The organism is Saccharothrix mutabilis subsp. mutabilis, assembly GCF_039521145.1.
Lineage (GTDB): Bacteria > Actinomycetota > Actinomycetes > Mycobacteriales > Pseudonocardiaceae > Actinosynnema > Actinosynnema mutabilis.
In genome coordinates this window covers 30,855-47,519 of the sequence record NZ_BAAABU010000011.1, presented here as the reverse complement: position 1 = coordinate 47,519, position 16,665 = coordinate 30,855, and the positions used below count along the sequence as shown (strand labels likewise).

16 protein-coding genes are annotated in these 16,665 nt (G+C 72.7%); 13 read left to right on the top strand and 3 right to left on the bottom strand.

Annotated features, from left to right (window positions below; translation table 11 throughout):
• Window positions 1-58 precede the first annotated feature (58 nt).
• The 6 genes from ABD126_RS23220 to proB all read left to right on the top strand — a co-directional run bounded on the left by ABD126_RS23220 (window position 59) and on the right by proB (window position 7,467).
• Window positions 59-841 (top strand): TIGR03936 family radical SAM-associated protein, encoded by a 783-nt coding sequence (locus tag ABD126_RS23220; RefSeq protein ID WP_343935992.1) that lies wholly within the window; start codon window positions 59-61, stop codon window positions 839-841.
• Window positions 842-1,015: 174 nt separating this feature from the next.
• Window positions 1,016-3,901 (top strand): translation initiation factor IF-2 N-terminal domain-containing protein, encoded by a 2,886-nt coding sequence (locus tag ABD126_RS23215; protein ID WP_343935991.1) that lies wholly within the window; start codon window positions 1,016-1,018, stop codon window positions 3,899-3,901.
• 283 nt (window positions 3,902-4,184) lie between these two features.
• Window positions 4,185-4,499, top strand: a complete 315-nt coding sequence (gene rplU, locus ABD126_RS23210) for a 50S ribosomal protein L21 (protein ID WP_121222273.1) — start codon at window positions 4,185-4,187, stop codon at window positions 4,497-4,499.
• Window positions 4,500-4,513: 14 nt separating this feature from the next.
• Window positions 4,514-4,777 (top strand): 50S ribosomal protein L27, encoded by a 264-nt coding sequence (gene rpmA, locus ABD126_RS23205; protein WP_309115082.1) that lies wholly within the window; start codon window positions 4,514-4,516, stop codon window positions 4,775-4,777.
• Between the two features lie 105 nt (window positions 4,778-4,882).
• On the top strand, window positions 4,883-6,340 hold the full coding sequence (gene obgE / locus ABD126_RS23200) for a GTPase ObgE (protein ID WP_343935990.1): 1,458 nt from the start codon (window positions 4,883-4,885) through the stop codon (window positions 6,338-6,340).
• Between the two features lie 11 nt (window positions 6,341-6,351).
• The gene (proB, locus tag ABD126_RS23195; RefSeq protein WP_343936103.1) at window positions 6,352-7,467 is read left to right on the top strand and encodes a glutamate 5-kinase; all 1,116 of its coding nucleotides are present in this window, start codon (window positions 6,352-6,354) and stop codon (window positions 7,465-7,467) included.
• A gap of 6 nt (window positions 7,468-7,473) precedes the next feature.
• Here the strand turns inward: proB and ABD126_RS23190 are convergent, their stop codons facing one another.
• The 3 genes from ABD126_RS23190 to ABD126_RS23180 all read right to left on the bottom strand — a co-directional run bounded on the left by ABD126_RS23190 (window position 7,474) and on the right by ABD126_RS23180 (window position 11,465).
• Entirely contained in the window at window positions 7,474-8,748 is a 1,275-nt protein-coding gene (locus tag ABD126_RS23190) for an MFS transporter (RefSeq protein ID WP_343935989.1), read from the bottom strand.
• A gap of 99 nt (window positions 8,749-8,847) precedes the next feature.
• A complete protein-coding gene (locus ABD126_RS23185; protein WP_343935988.1) occupies window positions 8,848-9,372 on the bottom strand; it encodes a GNAT family N-acetyltransferase in 525 nt (174 codons plus the stop codon).
• Window positions 9,372-11,465 carry a RecQ family ATP-dependent DNA helicase gene (locus tag ABD126_RS23180; RefSeq protein ID WP_343936102.1) on the bottom strand — a complete coding sequence of 698 codons (2,094 nt, stop codon included), beginning with the start codon at window positions 11,463-11,465 and terminating at the stop codon, window positions 9,372-9,374. The genes ABD126_RS23185 and ABD126_RS23180 overlap by 1 nt, the downstream gene beginning before the upstream one ends.
• A 99-nt stretch (window positions 11,466-11,564) precedes the next feature.
• Here ABD126_RS23180 and ABD126_RS23175 point away from each other — a divergent pair, with 99 nt between their 5' ends.
• From ABD126_RS23175 to ABD126_RS23145, 7 genes are all read left to right on the top strand, one after another.
• A complete protein-coding gene (locus ABD126_RS23175; RefSeq protein WP_343935987.1) occupies window positions 11,565-12,830 on the top strand; it encodes a glutamate-5-semialdehyde dehydrogenase in 1,266 nt (421 codons plus the stop codon).
• Window positions 12,831-12,950: 120 nt separating this feature from the next.
• Window positions 12,951-13,169, top strand: coding sequence for a ferredoxin (locus ABD126_RS23170; RefSeq protein ID WP_343935986.1), 219 nt, complete (start codon window positions 12,951-12,953; stop codon window positions 13,167-13,169).
• Window positions 13,170-13,397: 228 nt separating this feature from the next.
• On the top strand, window positions 13,398-13,991 hold the full coding sequence (gene nadD / locus ABD126_RS23165; protein ID WP_343935985.1) for a nicotinate-nucleotide adenylyltransferase: 594 nt from the start codon (window positions 13,398-13,400) through the stop codon (window positions 13,989-13,991).
• A gap of 69 nt (window positions 13,992-14,060) precedes the next feature.
• The gene (rsfS, locus tag ABD126_RS23160; protein ID WP_121222264.1) at window positions 14,061-14,453 is read left to right on the top strand and encodes a ribosome silencing factor; all 393 of its coding nucleotides are present in this window, start codon (window positions 14,061-14,063) and stop codon (window positions 14,451-14,453) included.
• Complete coding sequence (locus ABD126_RS23155; protein WP_343935984.1) at window positions 14,450-15,064, top strand: histidine phosphatase family protein; 615 nt, start codon at window positions 14,450-14,452, stop codon at window positions 15,062-15,064. Before rsfS ends, ABD126_RS23155 begins: the two co-directional genes overlap by 4 nt.
• Window positions 15,061-15,792 (top strand): diglucosylglycerate octanoyltransferase, encoded by a 732-nt coding sequence (gene octT / locus ABD126_RS23150; RefSeq protein ID WP_343935983.1) that lies wholly within the window; start codon window positions 15,061-15,063, stop codon window positions 15,790-15,792. Before ABD126_RS23155 ends, octT begins: the two co-directional genes overlap by 4 nt.
• 11 nt (window positions 15,793-15,803) lie before the next feature.
• Window positions 15,804-16,646, top strand: a complete 843-nt coding sequence (locus ABD126_RS23145; RefSeq protein ID WP_343935982.1) for a DegV family protein — start codon at window positions 15,804-15,806, stop codon at window positions 16,644-16,646.
• Window positions 16,647-16,665: the final 19 nt, after the last annotated feature.

The window sequence follows — 16,665 nt, the reverse complement described above, 5'->3', positions numbered from 1 at the left end:
GCACCCAAGGGGAGTAGCACTGAGTCGCCAGCAGCAGCCCAACCCGTCGGCCGCACCGGTGCAGAAGCTCCGGCTGCGCTACGCCAAGCGCGGACGGCTGAGGTTCACCTCACACCGTGACATCGCCCGCACGTTCGAGCGGGCGCTGCGGCGGGCCGGCGTGCCCATGGCCTACTCCCAGGGCTTCAGCCCGCACCCGAAGGTGTCGTGGGTCGGCGCCGCGCCCACCGGCGTGGCCAGCGAGGCCGAGTACGTCGAGGTCTCGGTGGTCGAGGCCGTGGACCCGGCCGCGCTGCGCGACGCCCTTGACGCGGTGCTGCCGCCCGGCCTGGACGTGCTGGAGGTCGTGCAGGCGGCCGGCGGCTCGTTGCCCGAGCGGATCGAGGCCAGCGCCTGGCGGGTCGAGCTGCCCGGCGTGCCGCCCGAGGCGCTGGCGGCGGCGGTCGAGGCGTTCCTCGCGGCCGGGTCGGTCGAGGTCGAGCGGCTCACCAAGGACGGTCGGAAGGTGATCGACGTCCGCCCGGCGGTGGTGTCGGCGGAGGTCGTCGCCGCCGAGCCGGGGGCCGCCGCAACGGTGCAGGTCACGGAGCAGGTCCCGGCGCATTCGAGCGACGCGGGACACGATGCACGGGATTTGTCGCGACCGTGTGGGATACTCGTCATGGTCGTTCGGCAGACAACCCCTACCGTTCGACCCGACGACGTGCTGAGCGCGCTCCGAGTCGTCGCCGACCTGGTTCCGCCGGTGCCCGCGAAGGCGACCCGGATGGCGCAGGGGCGGCTCGACGACGAAGGCGGCCTGGTCGACCCGCTCGCCCTTGACCGGGCGGCGGAGGTCTGACCCGGAAGCCGCCGGAGCGGCGCTGACGGCGTCGTCGCGGGAGAAGACAGACCTGCCGTGCCCGAGCGCACGGCGAAGGCAAGGATTCCCGCCGCCAGCCGCGGCGGTGAGTGGACAAGAGAGGCCCCTGAGCGGCGGCGTCGAACCGGACGCGCCCGGGGGCGGAGGAGCTGCATGTCGAACACGAACAAGCCCGCCGGCGCCGGCGGGGGTAACGCCACATCCGCACACCCCGTGCTCGCGGAACTGCCGGACAAGCTGCGGGTGCACGCGCTGGCGAAGCTGCTCAACACGAGCAGCAAGGACGTCGTCGCGGCGCTCGCCGACCTGGGCGAGCCGGTCAAGGGCGCGCAGTCCAGCGTGAGCCGCGACCTGGCGATCAAGGTCGCCGAGAGCCTGCTGACCTGGGACGACATCGAGTCCGGCGACATCGACGAGACAACCGAGGCGCCCGCCGTCCCGGCTCGCGAGGTGACCGCGCTCACGCCGCTGTTCGCACCGCCGTCCGCGGTGTTCCTGCCGCCCACCCCCGTGGTCGCGCCCGCCGCGTCCACCCTGGAGGTGGAGGAGGAGCACGAGGACGACGTCGAGGAGGCGTCGCACGGCGAGGACGCCGGTGACGAGGGCGAAGGCCGCCGCCGCCGCCGTCGTGGCCGGCGTGGTCGCGGGCGCGGCAAGGGCGCGGGCGACGAGGCGTCGGCCGAGGACGAGGCCGTCGCCGAGGAGCCCGCGGAGGCCGAAGCCGAGGCCGAGGCCGAGGAGACCGCCGAGGCCGAGGACGAGGGCGGCACCAGCCGCCGCCGGCGTCGTCGCCGCCGCCGCAAGACCGGCGCGGACGACGAGGCCGCCCCGAGCGAGGACGACCCGCCGAACACGGTCGTGCACGTCCGCGAGACGCGGGACGCGCGCGACGACAAGGCCGACTCCGAGGCCGCCCAGAACGAGGTGCGCAGCGTGCGCGGCTCGACCCGGCTGGAGGCCAAGCGCCAGCGCCGCCGCGACGGCCGCGAAGCCGGCCGCCGCCGCGCCCCGGTGCTGTCCGAGGCCGAGTTCCTGGCGCGCCGCGAGGCCGTCGAGCGCACGATGGTGGTGCGCGAGCGCGGCGACCGCACGCAGATCGGCGTGCTGGAGGACGGCGTGCTCGTGGAGCACTTCGTGACCTCCTCGGGCAGCGGCTCGCTGGTCGGCAACGTCTACCTGGGCCGCGTGCAGAACGTGCTGCCGTCCATGGAGGCGGCGTTCATCGACATCGGCCGGGGCCGCAACGCGGTGCTCTACGCGGGCGAGGTCGACTGGGACGCGGCCGGCCTGGAGGGCAAGGCGCGCAAGATCGAGCAGGCCCTGTCCACCGGCGACAGCGTCCTGGTGCAGGTCACCAAGGACCCGGTCGGCCACAAGGGCGCCCGCCTGACCACGCAGATCAGCCTGCCCGGCCGCTTCCTGGTGTACGTGCCCGGCGGCGGCGCGACCGGCATCAGCCGCAAGCTGCCCGACGTCGAGCGCAAGCGCCTGAAGGACATCCTCAAGCGGGTCGTCCCCGAGGACGCCGGCGTCATCATCCGCACCGCCTCCGAGGGCATCGCGGAGGAGGAGCTGGCGCGCGACGTCACCCGCCTGCAGGCGCAGTGGCAGGTCATCAAGGACAAGGCGAACACGCCCAAGGCCCAGGCCCCGCAGCTGCTCTACGAAGAGCCGGACCTGCTGGTCAAGGTCGTCCGCGACCTGTTCACCGAGGACTTCGCGGCGCTGGTCGTCCAGGGCTCGGACGCCTGGGACACCATCGACGGCTACGTCCGCCACGTGGCGCCGGACCTGCAGGACCGCCTGCGCCGCCACGTCGGCAACAACGACGCGTTCGTCGAGTACCGCATCGACGAGCAGCTGCTCAAGGCACTGGACCGCAAGGTCTGGCTGCCGTCGGGCGGCTACCTGGTCATCGACCGCACCGAGGCGATGACGGTCATCGACGTGAACACCGGCAAGTTCACCGGATCGGGTGGAAACCTCGAAGAGACGGTGACGCGCAACAACCTGGAGGCGGCGGAGGAGATCGTCCGCCAGCTCCGGCTGCGCGACGTCGGCGGCATCATCGTCATCGACTTCATCGACATGGTGCTGGAGTCCAACCGCGACCTGGTGCTGCGGCGGCTGACCGAGTGCCTGGGCCGCGACCGCACCCGCCACCAGGTGGCCGAGGTGACGTCGCTGGGCCTGGTCCAGATGACCCGCAAGCGCGTGGGGACGGGCCTGTTGGAGGCCTTCTCGTCCACCTGCGAGCACTGCCGCGGCCGGGGCCTGGTCGTGTCGACCGAGCCGGTCCACACCCACGGCCCGTCCGGCGGCGGCGGCGCGCAGCAGCAGCAACAGCAGGGCCAGGGCGGTGGGCGCAAGTCCCGCCGCGGCAAGGGCGGCGACACGCAGGACTCCACGCCCGCCGCCGCTCCGGTGGCAGCCCCGGTGACCCCGGAACCGGTGGCGGAGGTCGTCGTGCCGCCCACCGAGGAGCCCGAGGCGGTCGCGGAACAGCCCACGTCCACCGAGCCCCTGGCCGCGATCGTGGAAGAGGACACGACCCCCGAGCCGAAGCGCCGCCAACGCCGCCGAGCCCGCCGAGAAGCAGGCGCGGTGGCCAAGCACGAGCCCGAGCCCACGCAGGCAGAGTCGACCCAGGCCCAGCCCACGCAGGCAGAGCCCACGGAGGCCCAGCCCGCGCAGGCCCAGCCCGAGCAGGCAGAGCCCACCCGGCCGACCGAGCCCACCGAGGCCCCGGCGACCGCCCAGGCCGCGCCCGCGGCTCCCGCCGAAGCACCCGCGGACACCGCCCCGGCGGCGCCCGACACCGCGGCAGCGGCGTCCGGCACCACCGAGGCCCCGTCCGGCGCCGAAGCGGCCGTGCCCGCCGACGTGCAGCCGCCCACCCAGGTGGGCACCGCCGAGGCCAACGCGGCCGACCAGTCGCTCAACGGCCACGTCGAGCCCGCCCCGACCGCCCGCCGCCGTACCCGCCGCGCCGCCTCGCGCCCGGCCGGGCCGCCGCTGGGCGCCGTCAAGGAGAGCTGAGCGAGCAGCGGACACCAGTGCCCCGTCCACCCCGTTCCCGGGGCGGGCGGGGCACGTCCGCGCTCAGGGTCGGGGCCCCGTCCACCGGGGTGCCGCACCGGCGGTGACCAGGCGGATCGCGGAACACCCACCCCGGTTTGACCCCGCAGTCCACCGCCACGTAACCTGATGCACGGCCCGCCGTCCGGTGGGCCCTGTCGTGCGAAGCCCAGTCCACGAACACCCGAGTGGCACTGTGGCGCGCGTGGCCCCGTCCGTCGAGTAGCAGGAGACTTCCGTCCCGATGTACGCGATCGTCAAGACCGGCGGCAAGCAGTACAAGGTGGCTGTCGGCGACGTCGTCGAGGTCGAGAAGCTCGAAGGCGAGCCGGGCACCGAAATCACCTTCCCGGCGCCGCTTCTCGTCGTGGACGGCTCCGACGTCACCGCCGACGCCGACGCCCTGGGGAAGATCTCGGTGACCGGCAAGGTCGTCGAGCAGACCAAGGGTCCCAAGATCCGCATCCACAAGTTCAAGAACAAGACCGGCTACCACAAGCGCCAGGGTCACCGCCAGAAGCTGACCCGCGTCGAGGTCACCGGCATCACCGGTAAGTGAGGATCTGACTAGCCATGGCACACAAGAAGGGTGCATCCAGCTCCCGCAACGGCCGTGACTCGAACCCCCAGTACCTCGGGGTCAAGCGGTTCGGCGGTCAGGTCGTCAAGGCCGGCGAGATCCTGATCCGCCAGCGCGGCACCAAGTTCCACCCCGGTGTGAACGTGGGTCGCGGCAAGGACGACACGCTGTTCGCGCTCGCCCCCGGTGCGGTCGAGTTCGGCGTGAAGCGTGGCCGCAAGACCGTGAACATCGTTCCGGTCGAGGCTGCCGCCTGAGTCACCACCCCCTGAGCGCCGTGTGTCCGCGGGAATGCGCGGACCACGGCGCTCAGTAGTGTTTTGAGCAGACGTTCCACAACTAGCGCTTGGAAGTGATTCCCCGTGTCCCGTTTTGTCGACCGGGTGGTGATCCACGTCGCCGCCGGTGACGGCGGGAACGGTGTCGCCTCCGTCCACCGCGAGAAGTTCAAGCCGCTCGGCGGCCCCGACGGCGGCAACGGCGGCAAGGGCGGCGACGTCGTCCTGATCGTCGACTCGCAGGTGCACACGCTGCTGGACTTCCACTTCCGCCCGCACGCCGCCGCCGGCAACGGCAAGGGCGGCGCGGGCGGCAACCGGGACGGCGCGAACGGCGCGGACCTGGAGCTGCGCGTCCCCGACGGCACCGTGGTGCTCACCCCGGACGGCGAGGTCGTCGCCGACCTCGTGGGCGAGGGCACCCGCCTCATCGCCGCCCAGGGCGGCCGGGGCGGCCTCGGCAACGCGGCACTCGCGTCCAAGGCCCGCAAAGCCCCCGGATTCGCTCTTCTGGGTGAACCTGGCGAGAAGCACGACCTCGTGCTGGAGCTGAAGTCCGTCGCGGACGTGGGCCTGCTGGGCTTCCCGTCGGCGGGCAAGTCGTCGCTGATCTCGGTGCTGTCCGCGGCCAAGCCGAAGATCGCCGACTACCCGTTCACCACCCTCGTGCCGAACCTCGGCGTGATCACCGCCGGCGAGACGGTGTTCACCATGGCCGACGTGCCCGGCCTCATCCCCGGCGCGTCCGAGGGCAAGGGCCTCGGCCTGGACTTCCTGCGGCACATCGAGCGCTGCGCGGTGCTCGTGCACGTCGTGGACTGCGCGACCTACGAGGCCAACCGCGACCCGCTGTCCGACATCGACGCGCTGGAGGAGGAGCTGGCGAAGTACACGCCGTCCCTGGCGGACGACCTCGCCGAACGCCCCCGCGTCGTCGTGCTGAACAAGATCGACATCCCCGAGGCCCGCGACCTGGCGGACATCGTGAAGCCCGACATCGAGGCCCGCGGCCTGCCGGTGTTCGAGGTGTCCACGGCCAGCCGGGAGGGCCTGCGGGAGCTGACGTTCGCCCTCGGGCGGATCGTCGAGGAGTACCGGGCCTCGCGGCCCAAGCAGGAGGCGACCCGGGTCGTCCTGCGGCCGACCGCCGTGGACGACTCCGGCTTCACCGTCGTCGAGGACCCCCAGACCCCGGGCGGGTTCATCGTGCGCGGCGAGCGCCCGGAGCGCTGGATCCGGCAGACGGACTTCAGCAACGACGAGGCCGTCGGCTACCTCGCCGACCGCCTCGCCCGCCTGGGCGTGGAGGACGTGCTGGTCAAGATGGGTGCGCTCCCCGGCGCCCAGGTCACCGTCGGCGACCTGGTGTTCGACTGGGAACCGTCCACCCCCGCCGGCATCGCCGCCGTGGCCATGACCGGCCGCGGCACCGACGCCCGCCTCGAACCCCACAACCGGGTCGGCGCCGCCGAGCGCCTCGCGGCCAAGAAGGCGCGTCGCCTGCCCGGCGTCTACGACGAGGACCTCGAAGAGGAAGAGTGATCGGGTCGGTGTTGTCCCAGGCCCGGCAGGCCGTCGCGGCGGCGGGCCGGGTCGTGGTCAAGGTCGGGTCGTCGTCGCTGACCACGGCGCAGGGCGGCCTGGACCGGTCCCGCCTGGACGCCCTGGTCGACGCGGTCGCCGCCCGGTGCGCGGCCGGCAGCCAGGTGGTGCTGGTGTCCTCCGGCGCCATCGCGGCCGGCCTGGCGCCGCTGGGCATCACCCGCCGCCCGCGCGACCTGGCGACGCAGCAGGCCGCGGCGAGTGTCGGCCAGCTCACGCTGGCCCACGCCTACGCCAACTCCTTCGGCCGCTACCAGCTCACCGTCGGCCAGGTCCTGCTCACCGCCGACGACGTCGTCCGCCGCTCGCACTACCGCAACGCCCAGCGCACGTTCTCCCGCCTGCTGGCCCTGGGCGCGGTGCCGGTGGTGAACGAGAACGACACCGTCGCCACCGAGGAGATCCGCTTCGGCGACAACGACCGCCTGGCTGCGCTCGTGGCCCACCTGGTCGGCGCGGACGCCCTGTTCCTCCTCTCCGACGTGGACGCCCTCTACGACGGCGACCCGCGCCACCCCGGCGCGCAGCGCATCACCGAGGTGGCCGGCGCCTCCGACGTCGACGGCGTGCGTGCCGGCACGGTCGGCGCGTCCGGCCTCGGCACCGGCGGCATGGCCTCCAAGCTCGCCGCGGCACGGCTGGCCGCGTCCGCCGGCATCCCGGTGCTCCTGGCCGGAGCCGCCGACGCCGTCCGCGCCCTGAGCCAGGCCGACGTGGGCACGGCCTTCGCCGCGACCGGCCCCCGCCTGACCGCACGGCGCTTCTGGCTGGGCCACGCCGCCGACGCCACCGGCCGCCTCACCCTGGACGACGGCGCGGTGGCCGCCGTGGTCGACCGCCGCCGCTCCCTCCTGTCCGCGGGCATCACGGCGGTGGAGGGCGCGTTCGAGGCCGGCGACGTGGTCGAGCTGGTCGACCTCTCCGGCCACGTGGTCGCCCGAGGCGTGGTCGGCTTCGACGCCACTGAGCTACCCGCCCTGATCGGCCGCTCCAGCCACGACCTGCCCGCCGAACAACGCCGCGAAGTCGTCCACGCCGACGACCTCGTGCCCCTGCCCAGGCACTGACCCGGCCTACCGCAGCTCGGCGCCCCTGGTCTCCGGCAACGTGAGGATCACCAGGAACGCGACGGCCGCACCCGCCGCCACGTACCAGAAGAACGACGTCCCCGGCATGACCTTGATGACCAGCGGCGCGGTGCCGCCGAACAGCGCGACCGTCAGGTTGTACCAGGCGCCGATGCCCAACCCCCGCAGCTCCGTCGGGAACAACTCGCTCATCACCGCCGGAGCGATCGACGTCATCGCCGTGTAAAACCCGAGCCCCACGCAGAACACCACCAGCAGCCCGCCGAGCCCCGGTCCGATCAACGTCGACAGCGGCACCACCAACACCGCCGTCGCCGCCGACCACACCAGCAGCTGCGGCTTGCGCCCGTACCGGTCCGACAGCGCGCCCATCGGGTACTGCAGGGCGATGAACAGGACCGTGGCGATCGACAGCGCCAGGAACACGTCCCCGGCATCGGCCTTGCGCGTGGTGACCGCGAACGGCGTCAGGGCGCTGAAGAACGTGTAGTAGCAGAGCGTCGACAGCATGGTGAACCCCACCAGCCGCCCCACGGCCTTCGGGTGCTCCCGCAACGTCGTGGTCAACGGCCGCCGCAGCCGTTCGGCCTTCGCCTTGTTGTGCGCGAACTGTTCCGTTTCCTCCAGACTCCTCCTCAGCCACAGTCCGACCAGCCCTAGCACGCCGCCGATCAGGAACGGGATCCGCCACCCGTACGCCGCCAGGTCCTCCTTGGACAGCGTCCGGGCCAGCAGCAGCCCGAGCAGCGACGCCACCAGCAGCGCGCTGCCGGTGGAGATGTAGAAGAACGCCGAGTACCTGCCCCGCCGGTCGGCGGGCGCGATCTCCGCGAGGTACGCCGACGCGTTCGACACCTCACCACCCAGCGACAACCCCTGCGCGATCCGCGCGAGCAGCAGCAGGACCGGCGCCAGCCACCCCACCTGCTCGTAGGTGGGCAGCAGACCGATCGCCGCCGACCCGCCCGCCATCAGCACGATGGTGAGGATCATCGCCGTCCGCCGCCCGCGCAGGTCGGCGAACCGCCCCAGCAGGTACCCGCCCAGCGGCCGGAAGAAGAACGCCAGCGCGTAGGTCGCCAACGTGTTGATCAGCGCGAGCTGCTCGTTCTCCTTGGGGAAGATCTGGGTCGCGAAGTAGATCGAGAACGTCGCATAGACGGTCCAGTCGTACCACTCGGTCGCGTTGCCGATGCTCGCCGCCACCAGCTTGCGGACCGGTAGCCGGTGCCCCTCCCGGACCGTGGTCGCCTCAGTCACGCCGGACCTCCCCGTGGATCGGTCGTGTCAGCCATGTTGGAACCTTTCCACGGCCGATCACAGTTGGGGAAGAGCCGGCGAACGGCTCCGATCCGGTCGTCAACCCCTCCATTCCCGGGCCAGCAGCCCGAACAGCAGGTCGTCGGTCCACTCACCCTTGATCCAGGTGTGCTCGACCAGGTGCCCCTCGCGGCGGAAACCCAGTCGCGTCAACAAGTTCACCGACGCTTCGTTGCGCGCGTCGCACTCGGCGGACACCTTGTGCAGGCCGCGCTCGGTGAACAGGTGGTCCAGCACGCGCCGCACCGCCTCCGACGCGTACCCCTTGCGCTGGTGCGCGGTCGCGATCGTGTAGCCGATCTCGGCCTGGCGCCGGTTCTCGTGCAGGCCGACCCCGACGTCACCGACGAGCACCCCGTCCGCCTCGACGGCGTACTGGAACCAGCCCGGCTCGGCCGGGTCCAGTCCCGCCACCTCGCGCACGAACTCCTCCGCCCGCGCCGGCGGGAACGGCGGTTCCCACGACTGGTAGCGCGCCACCCCGGGATCGGACCGGTAGGCGGCGAACGCCGGGGCGTCCTCCGGGCGGAAGCGGCGCAGCACCAACCGTTCCGTGGTCAGCATCAGGCCGTCACCGCCAACGCGAACGGCAGCACGGACCCCGCACTCGCCTGCCGCAGCAGCCGCGCCGCGACCGTCATCGTCCACCCGGTGTCGATCCGGTCGTCCACCAACAGCACCGGTCCATCCACTGTGGACAGGTCCGGTGTCTCGGTCGCCCGGACGAGACCGGCCAGCCGCTGCGCGCTGTTGGCCCGCCGCATGGCCTCACCCAGCCACACGCGCCCGAGCAGCGGCAGCCGCCCCACCTCGGAGATCCGCCGCGCGAAGCTGTCCACGAGCAGCGGGTGTGTTCGCGACCCCACCGCCACGACACCCACGGGCCGCTCGCTCCAGCCCCACGCCGACAGCACCTTCACGCACGCCGCGAAAACGTCATCCGGTACCTCCTGGTCCTCCTCGTTGAACAGCGACCGCAACCGGTTGCCCCACCCGATGTCGGTCAGCCGACCCAGCGCCCGGCCGGTCTCGGCGGCCTCGCCCGCCGGGATCCGCCCGGACAACCCCACCCCGACCGCCGCCATCCCGGTCGGCCACTGCTTGCGCGGCTCGACCGACACCCCGGGCCGCAGCAGCTTCTCCCGCGCCGCTGTCGCCGCGGCCGGCGAGACCTCCGCCGACCACCGCCGGCCGGTGCAGTTGTCGCACCGCCCGCACGGCGCGGCGTGCGGGTCGTCCAACTGCCGCAACAGGAACTCCATGCGACAGCCGTCGGTGGCCAGGTAGTCGAGCACAGCGCGCTGCTCGACCTGCCGTGCCGCCTCGATCCGCGCGTACCGCTCCGCGTCGTAGGACCACGGCCGCCCGGTCGACTCCCACCCGCCGCGGACGCGCCGCACCGCGCCGTCCACGTCGAGCACCTTCAACACCACTTCCAGCCGTGTTCGGGACAGCTCCACCAACGGCTCCAGCGCCGCCGTCGACAGCACCCGCCCCGCGTCGGCCAACGCGTCCAGCACCTGCCGCACGATCCGTTCGGGCGGGAACGCCAGGGACGCGAAGTACGCCCAGATGTCCCGGTCCTCCGGACCCGGCAGCAACAGGACCTCGGCCCGCTCCACCCCGCGGCCCGCACGTCCGATCTGCTGGTAGTACGCGATGGGGGAGGGTGGCGCGCCCAGGTGCACCACGAACCCCAGGTCCGGCTTGTCGAACCCCATGCCCAGCGCCGAGGTGGCCACCAGCGCCTTGACGCGGTTGTCCAACAGGTCCTGCTCGGCGCGCTGCCGTTCCGCCGGGTCCGTTCGCCCGGAGTAGGCCGCCACCTCGAACCCGCGTTCCCGGAGGAAGGCCGCCACGTCGTCGGCGGAGGCCACGGTCAACGCGTAGACGATCCCCGAGCCCGGCAGCTCGTGGAGCCGGTCGGCCAGCCACCCCAGCCTGGCCTCCGCCCCCGGCAGCCGCACCACCGACAGCCGCAGGCTCTCCCGGTCCAGCGGGCCCCGCAGCACCAGCGTGTCCGAACCCGCGCCCAACCCCAGTTGCTCGGCCACGTCCCGCACCACCCGGTCGTTGGCCGTCGCGGTCGTCGCCAGCACCGGCACCCCGGCCGGCAGCTCCGTGAGCAACGTCCGCAGCCGCCGGTAGTCGGGCCGGAAGTCGTGGCCCCAGTCGGAGATGCAATGGGCCTCGTCGACCACCAGCAGCCCCGCCGATGATGTCAGCGAGGGGAGGACGGAGTCACGGAAATCCGGGTTGTTCAACCTTTCCGGTGACACCAGCAGGACGTCCACCTCGCCGGCCGCCACGCGGTCCTGCACGTCGTGCCACTCGTCGGTGTTGGCCGAGTTGATGGTGGCCGCGTGCACGCCCGCCCGCGCCGCCGCGTCGACCTGGTTGCGCATCAACGCCAGCAACGGCGACACGATCACCGTGGGCCCTTCGCCCAGCGCCCGCAGCAACGCCGTGGCGATGAAGTACACCGCCGACTTGCCCCACCCCGTCCGCTGCACGACCAGCGCCCGCCGCCGCTCGGCGACCAGCGCCCGGATGGCTGTCCACTGGTCCTCGCGCAGCACCGCGGCGGGCCCCGCCAGGGCCCGCAGCCGTTCCTCGGCCAGTTCGCGCAACGCCATCTCGTCCACGTCGAACACCATCCCAGAGGCCACCGACAATCCGACGGGTGCGGGGGTGGGAGTTCCAGGTCGCGGGAACCTCCGCGACAGCCACGAACGAGTGACCGTAGTCTGGTCCATGTGACTGATGACCTGCGCGAACAGGTGCACGCCGCCGCCCGGCGCGCCCGTGTCGCGGCCGACGACCTGGTCCTGGCCACCCGCGAGCGCAAGGACGCCGCGCTGCACGAGATGGCCGCCGCGCTGCGCGCCCGCGCGCCGGAGGTCCTCGAAGCCAACGCCAAGGACATCGAGGCCGGCCGTGCCGCCGGCCTGTCGGAGGGCCTGCTGGACCGCCTCGCGCTCACCGAGAAGCGCATCGACGGCGTGGCCAAGGGCCTGGAGACCGTGGCCGGCCTCGCCGACCCGGTCGGCGAGGTGCTGCGCGGCTCGATCCTGCCCAACGGCCTGGAGCTGCGGCAGGTCCGCGTCCCGATGGGCGTGGTCGGCATGGTCTACGAGGCCCGCCCCAACGTCACCGTCGACGCCGCCGGTCTCGCGCTGAAGTCCGGCAACGCCGCCCTGCTGCGCGGCTCGTCGTCCGCCGAGCACTCGAACACCGCGCTGGTCGCGATCCTGCGCGACGCCCTGGAGGCGGCCGGCCTGCCCGCCGACGCCGTGCAGCTGCTGCCGTGCCACGACCGCGCGTCGGTCACCCACCTCATCACCGCGCGCGGCCTGGTGGACCTGGTCATCCCGCGCGGCGGGGCGGGGCTGATCGACGCCGTCGTGCGGCAGGCGACCGTGCCGACCATCGAGACCGGTGTGGGCAACTGCCACGTCTACGTGGACGCGACCGCCGACCTGGACATGGCCGAGACGATCGTCCTGAACTCCAAGACCCGCCGCACCAGCGTGTGCAACGCGGCCGAGTCGCTGCTCGTGCACGCCGCCATCGCGGACGAGTTCGTCCCGCGCATCACGGCCGCGCTGCGCGATCACGAAGTCACCGTGCACGGCGATGAGACCTTCGCGCGCCAAGAGGGCGTCGTGGCGGCCACCGACGACGACTGGGACACCGAGTACCTGTCCCTGGACATCGCCGCCCGCGTGGTCGACTCGCTGGACGAGGCCGTGCGGCACATCGCCGAGCACGGCTCCGGCCACACGGAAGCGATCGTGACCAGCGACGTCGCCGCGGCGCGCCGCTTCACCGCCCGGGTCGACGCGGCGGCGGTCATGGTCAACGCCTCCACCGCGTTCACCGACGGCGGCGAGTTCGGCATGGGCGCGGAGATCGGCATCTCCACCCAGAAGCTGCACGCGCGCGGTCCGATGGGTCTGGCGGAGCTGACCTCGTCGAAGTGGGTCGCGTGGGGCGAGGGGCACGTCCGGCCGTCGTCGTGAGCGAGTGATCCACTGATCACCCATCGAGGGGTAACTGCACCCCGAAAGGCGGGTGACGCCGGCCTCGGTACGGGCAGACTGGTCGAGTCCGATCAGCCGTTGCGGTGAGGTGGTAGCCCGATGGGGAAGTGGCAGCTGCAAGTCGACGGGGGCAAGTGCGTCGCGAGCGGGATGTGCGAGGCGATCGCGCCCGACCACTTCCGGCTCGACGGCGTGTCCCAGCCGATCGACCCCTCCATCGACCCCGACCAGGTCGTGGTGGAAGCCGCCGAGTCGTGCCCCGTGGAGGCGATCCTGGTGCGCGGCTCGGACGGCGCGGTGGTCGCCCCGACGGCCTGACGGTCCGTGACCGGCGTCACTCGAACCGACTAAAAAATCTTCAACCGATCGCGTCATGGCCGCTGGGGTGTTCCGTTTCACCGTCGTGCGGCTCTGCTTCGGGGTGGGCCGCGCATCCGCGGAGGCGGCCTCCTCCCCCAGGGCCGCGGACGGGGAGTCGAAGTGCGCGGGCGGCCGTCGGGGACTTGACCGGCCGCCCGCGCACCGCGCGAACTACGCTCACGTCCCATGTCCAACCGCCGCATCGGCGTCATGGGTGGCACCTTCGACCCGGTGCACCACGGTCACCTGGTGGCCGCCAGCGAGGTCCAGGCCCGGTTCGACCTGGATGAAGTGGTGTTCGTGCCCACCGGCGAGCCGTGGCAGAAGAGCGCCCGCGAGGTCAGCCCCGCCGAGGACCGCTACCTGATGACGGTCATCGCGACTGCCTCCAACCCGCGGTTCTCCGTCAGCCGGGTCGACATCGACCGCGGCGGCCCCACCTACACGGTCGACACCCTCACCGATCTCAAGGGCGCCTACCCGAACGCGGACCTGTTCTTCATCACCGGCGCGGACGCGCTGGAGCAGATCCTGTCCTGGCGGCGCGCGGACGACGTGTTCGACCTCGCGCACTTCATCGGGGTCACCCGGCCGGGGTATGAGCTTGACGACACCCACCTGCCACCCGGCGCGGTGTCGCTCGTGGAGGTGCCCGCGATGGCCATCTCCTCGACCGACGTCCGCGCCCGCAACGCCACCGGACTGCCCATCTGGTACCTCGTTCCGGACGGCGTGGTCCAGTACGTGAACAAGCGCCGGCTTTACTCGGTGCTTGACTGACGCCGGACGCCGGTACCCTCATTGACTCGTGCGGGTGTATCGGCACCCGCCGAGGTGATGAGGAGAGACGTGGCAGCCACCGACGAGGCACGACGGTTGGCGCTGGTCGCCGCTAACGCGGCGGCCGACAAGAAGGCGCACGACGTGATCGTGCTCGACGTGTCCGACCAGCTCGTGATCACGGACGCGTTCGTGATCGCGTCCGCTCCCAACGAGCGGCAGGTCGGCGCGATCGTGGACAACATCGAGGAGAAGTTGCGCGAAGCGGGCCGCAAGCCGGTCCGCCGCGAGGGCGCGCGCGAAGGCCGCTGGGTCCTGCTGGACTTCGTGGACGTCGTCGTGCACGTCCAGCACGTGGAGGAGCGCAGCTTCTACGGCCTTGAGCGGCTGTGGAAGGACTGCCCGCGCATCGAGTTCGACGCCGGGCCGAACGCCGTGACCGACGAGGTCGCCGAGGCATGACCCTCAACCGGCTCGTGCTGTGGCGGCACGGTGAGACCGACTACAACGCGACCGGTCGCATGCAGGGCCACCTGGACTCGGCGCTGACCGAGACCGGGTGGAACCAGGCGCGGTTCGCGGTGCCGGTGCTCGCCGGGTTCGCGCCCGAGCTGGTGGTGGCCTCCGACCTGCGGCGGGCGCGGGACACGGCCACCGTGTTCACCACCGCCACCGGCATCGGCCTGCGGGTCGACGAGCGGCTGCGGGAGACGAACCTCGGCAAGTGGCAGGGCCTGACCTCGGAGGAGATCGAGGTCGAGTGGCCGGGCGTGCTGGAGGCCTGGCGGGCGGACGGGACCATCGCGCCGCCCGACGGCGAGACGCGCGTCGAGGTCGCCGAACGGGCGCTGGAGGTCGTGGCGGCGGTGGACGAGGAGTTCTCCGGCACCGTCATGCTGTGCGCCCACGGCGGCCTGATCAGCGCGTTGACCGGGCGGCTGCTGGATCTGCCGGTGGACCGGTGGGGCCTGCTCGGCGGCATCGGCAACTGCCACTGGACCGTGTTCACCCGGCGCCCGCACGGCGACGGGTCGTGGCGCCTGTCGTCGTACAACGCCGGAACCACCCGGTGAGACTGCTCGTCCTCGGCGACTCGCTGACGTTCCACGGCCCGCGAGGGCCGCTGCCCGCGGACCACCCGCGGTTGTGGCCGAACGTGGCCGCTTCGGCGTTGGGCGGGCATGCGGAGCTGGTCGCCGGGTTCGGGTGGACCGCTCGGGACGCCTGGTGGGCGTTGACCGGTGATCCGCGCGTGTGGTCGTTGTTGCCGCGTACGGACGTCCTTGTGCTCGCCGTGGGGCACATGGACACGTTGCCGTCGCCTTTGCCGACCTTCTTGCGGCAAGGGCTGCGCTATCTGCGTCCCGACGGGCTCCGCCGGCACGCGCGGTCCGCCTACCGGACGCTGCAACCCCACCTGTCACGGCTGCTCGGCGGGTATCCGGTCGCGTTGCCGCCGCACCTGACCGTCCGCTACCTGGACTCGTGCGTGCGGTCGGTGCACGCGTTGCAGCCGGGTATCAGGGCGGTCGGCATGACACCGTCCGTGCACCGTTCTCCGGCCTACGCGAACGTGCACACCGGCCGTCCCGCCGCGGAACGCGCGGTGCGGTCGTGGGCCGAGAGTGCCGGCGTGCCGCTGCTGGACGTGCCCTCGCTCGTGGGCGACCACGTCCGGTCACGGCGCGGCAACCCGGACGGCATGCACTGGGGTTGGGAAGGGCACGCGCTGGTCGGCGCGGCCATGGCCGACCTCATCAGGTCCGTGGCGGTCAGCCACTCGGGCACGGCGGAGCCGTAGTCTCGGCACTCGTGTCCATCACGATCGTCACCGACTCCACGGCTTACCTGCCGGAAGGGTTCGCGGAGCGGCACGGCATCCGCGTCGTCCCGCTGCACGTGGCGGTGGACGGGCGCAGCGTGCTGGACGGGGTGGACTTCGGCCCGGAGGAGCTGGCCACGGCCCTGGGGGAGCACCGGCGGGTGACGACGTCCCGGCCGACGCCGGGCGAGCTGGCCGACGTGTACCGGGACGTGCTGGCGGGCGGCGCGGACGGGATCGTGTCGGTGCACCTGTCCCGCGAGCTGTCCGGGACGTGGGAGGCGGCGCGGCTGGCGGCCGAGGAGGTCGATCCGGGGCGGATCCGCGTGGTGGACTCGCGGGCGACCGGCATGGGCCTGGGGTTCGCGGTGCTCGCCGCCTGCGCCGCCGGTGCCGACCCCGCGCGCGTCGAGGCGGCTGCCGCCGGCGCGGCGAAGCGGATGAAGATGTTCTTCTGCGTCGAGACCCTGGACCACCTGCGGCGGGGCGGCCGGATCGGGGCCGCGGCGGCGCTCGTGGGCACGGCGCTCGCCGTCAAGCCCCTGCTGCACGTGGACGACGGGCGCATCGTGCCGTTGGAGAAGGTGCGCACGATGGGCCGGGCGATCGGGCGGCTGGTCGACCTGGCGGCGGCTGCGGCCGGCACGGGACCGGTGGGGCTGGCGGTGCACCACCTGGCCGCGCCCGAGCGCGCCGCCGAGTTGGCGACCTTGCTGGACGAGCGGGTGCCGGGCTCGACCGGGTGCCTGATCTCCGAGGTCGGAGCGGTGATCGGCGCGCACACCGGGCCGGGTGTGCTGGGTGTCGTGGTGCTGCCGGGCGGCTACGAGTAGGCCGAGTTGTCCACAGGCC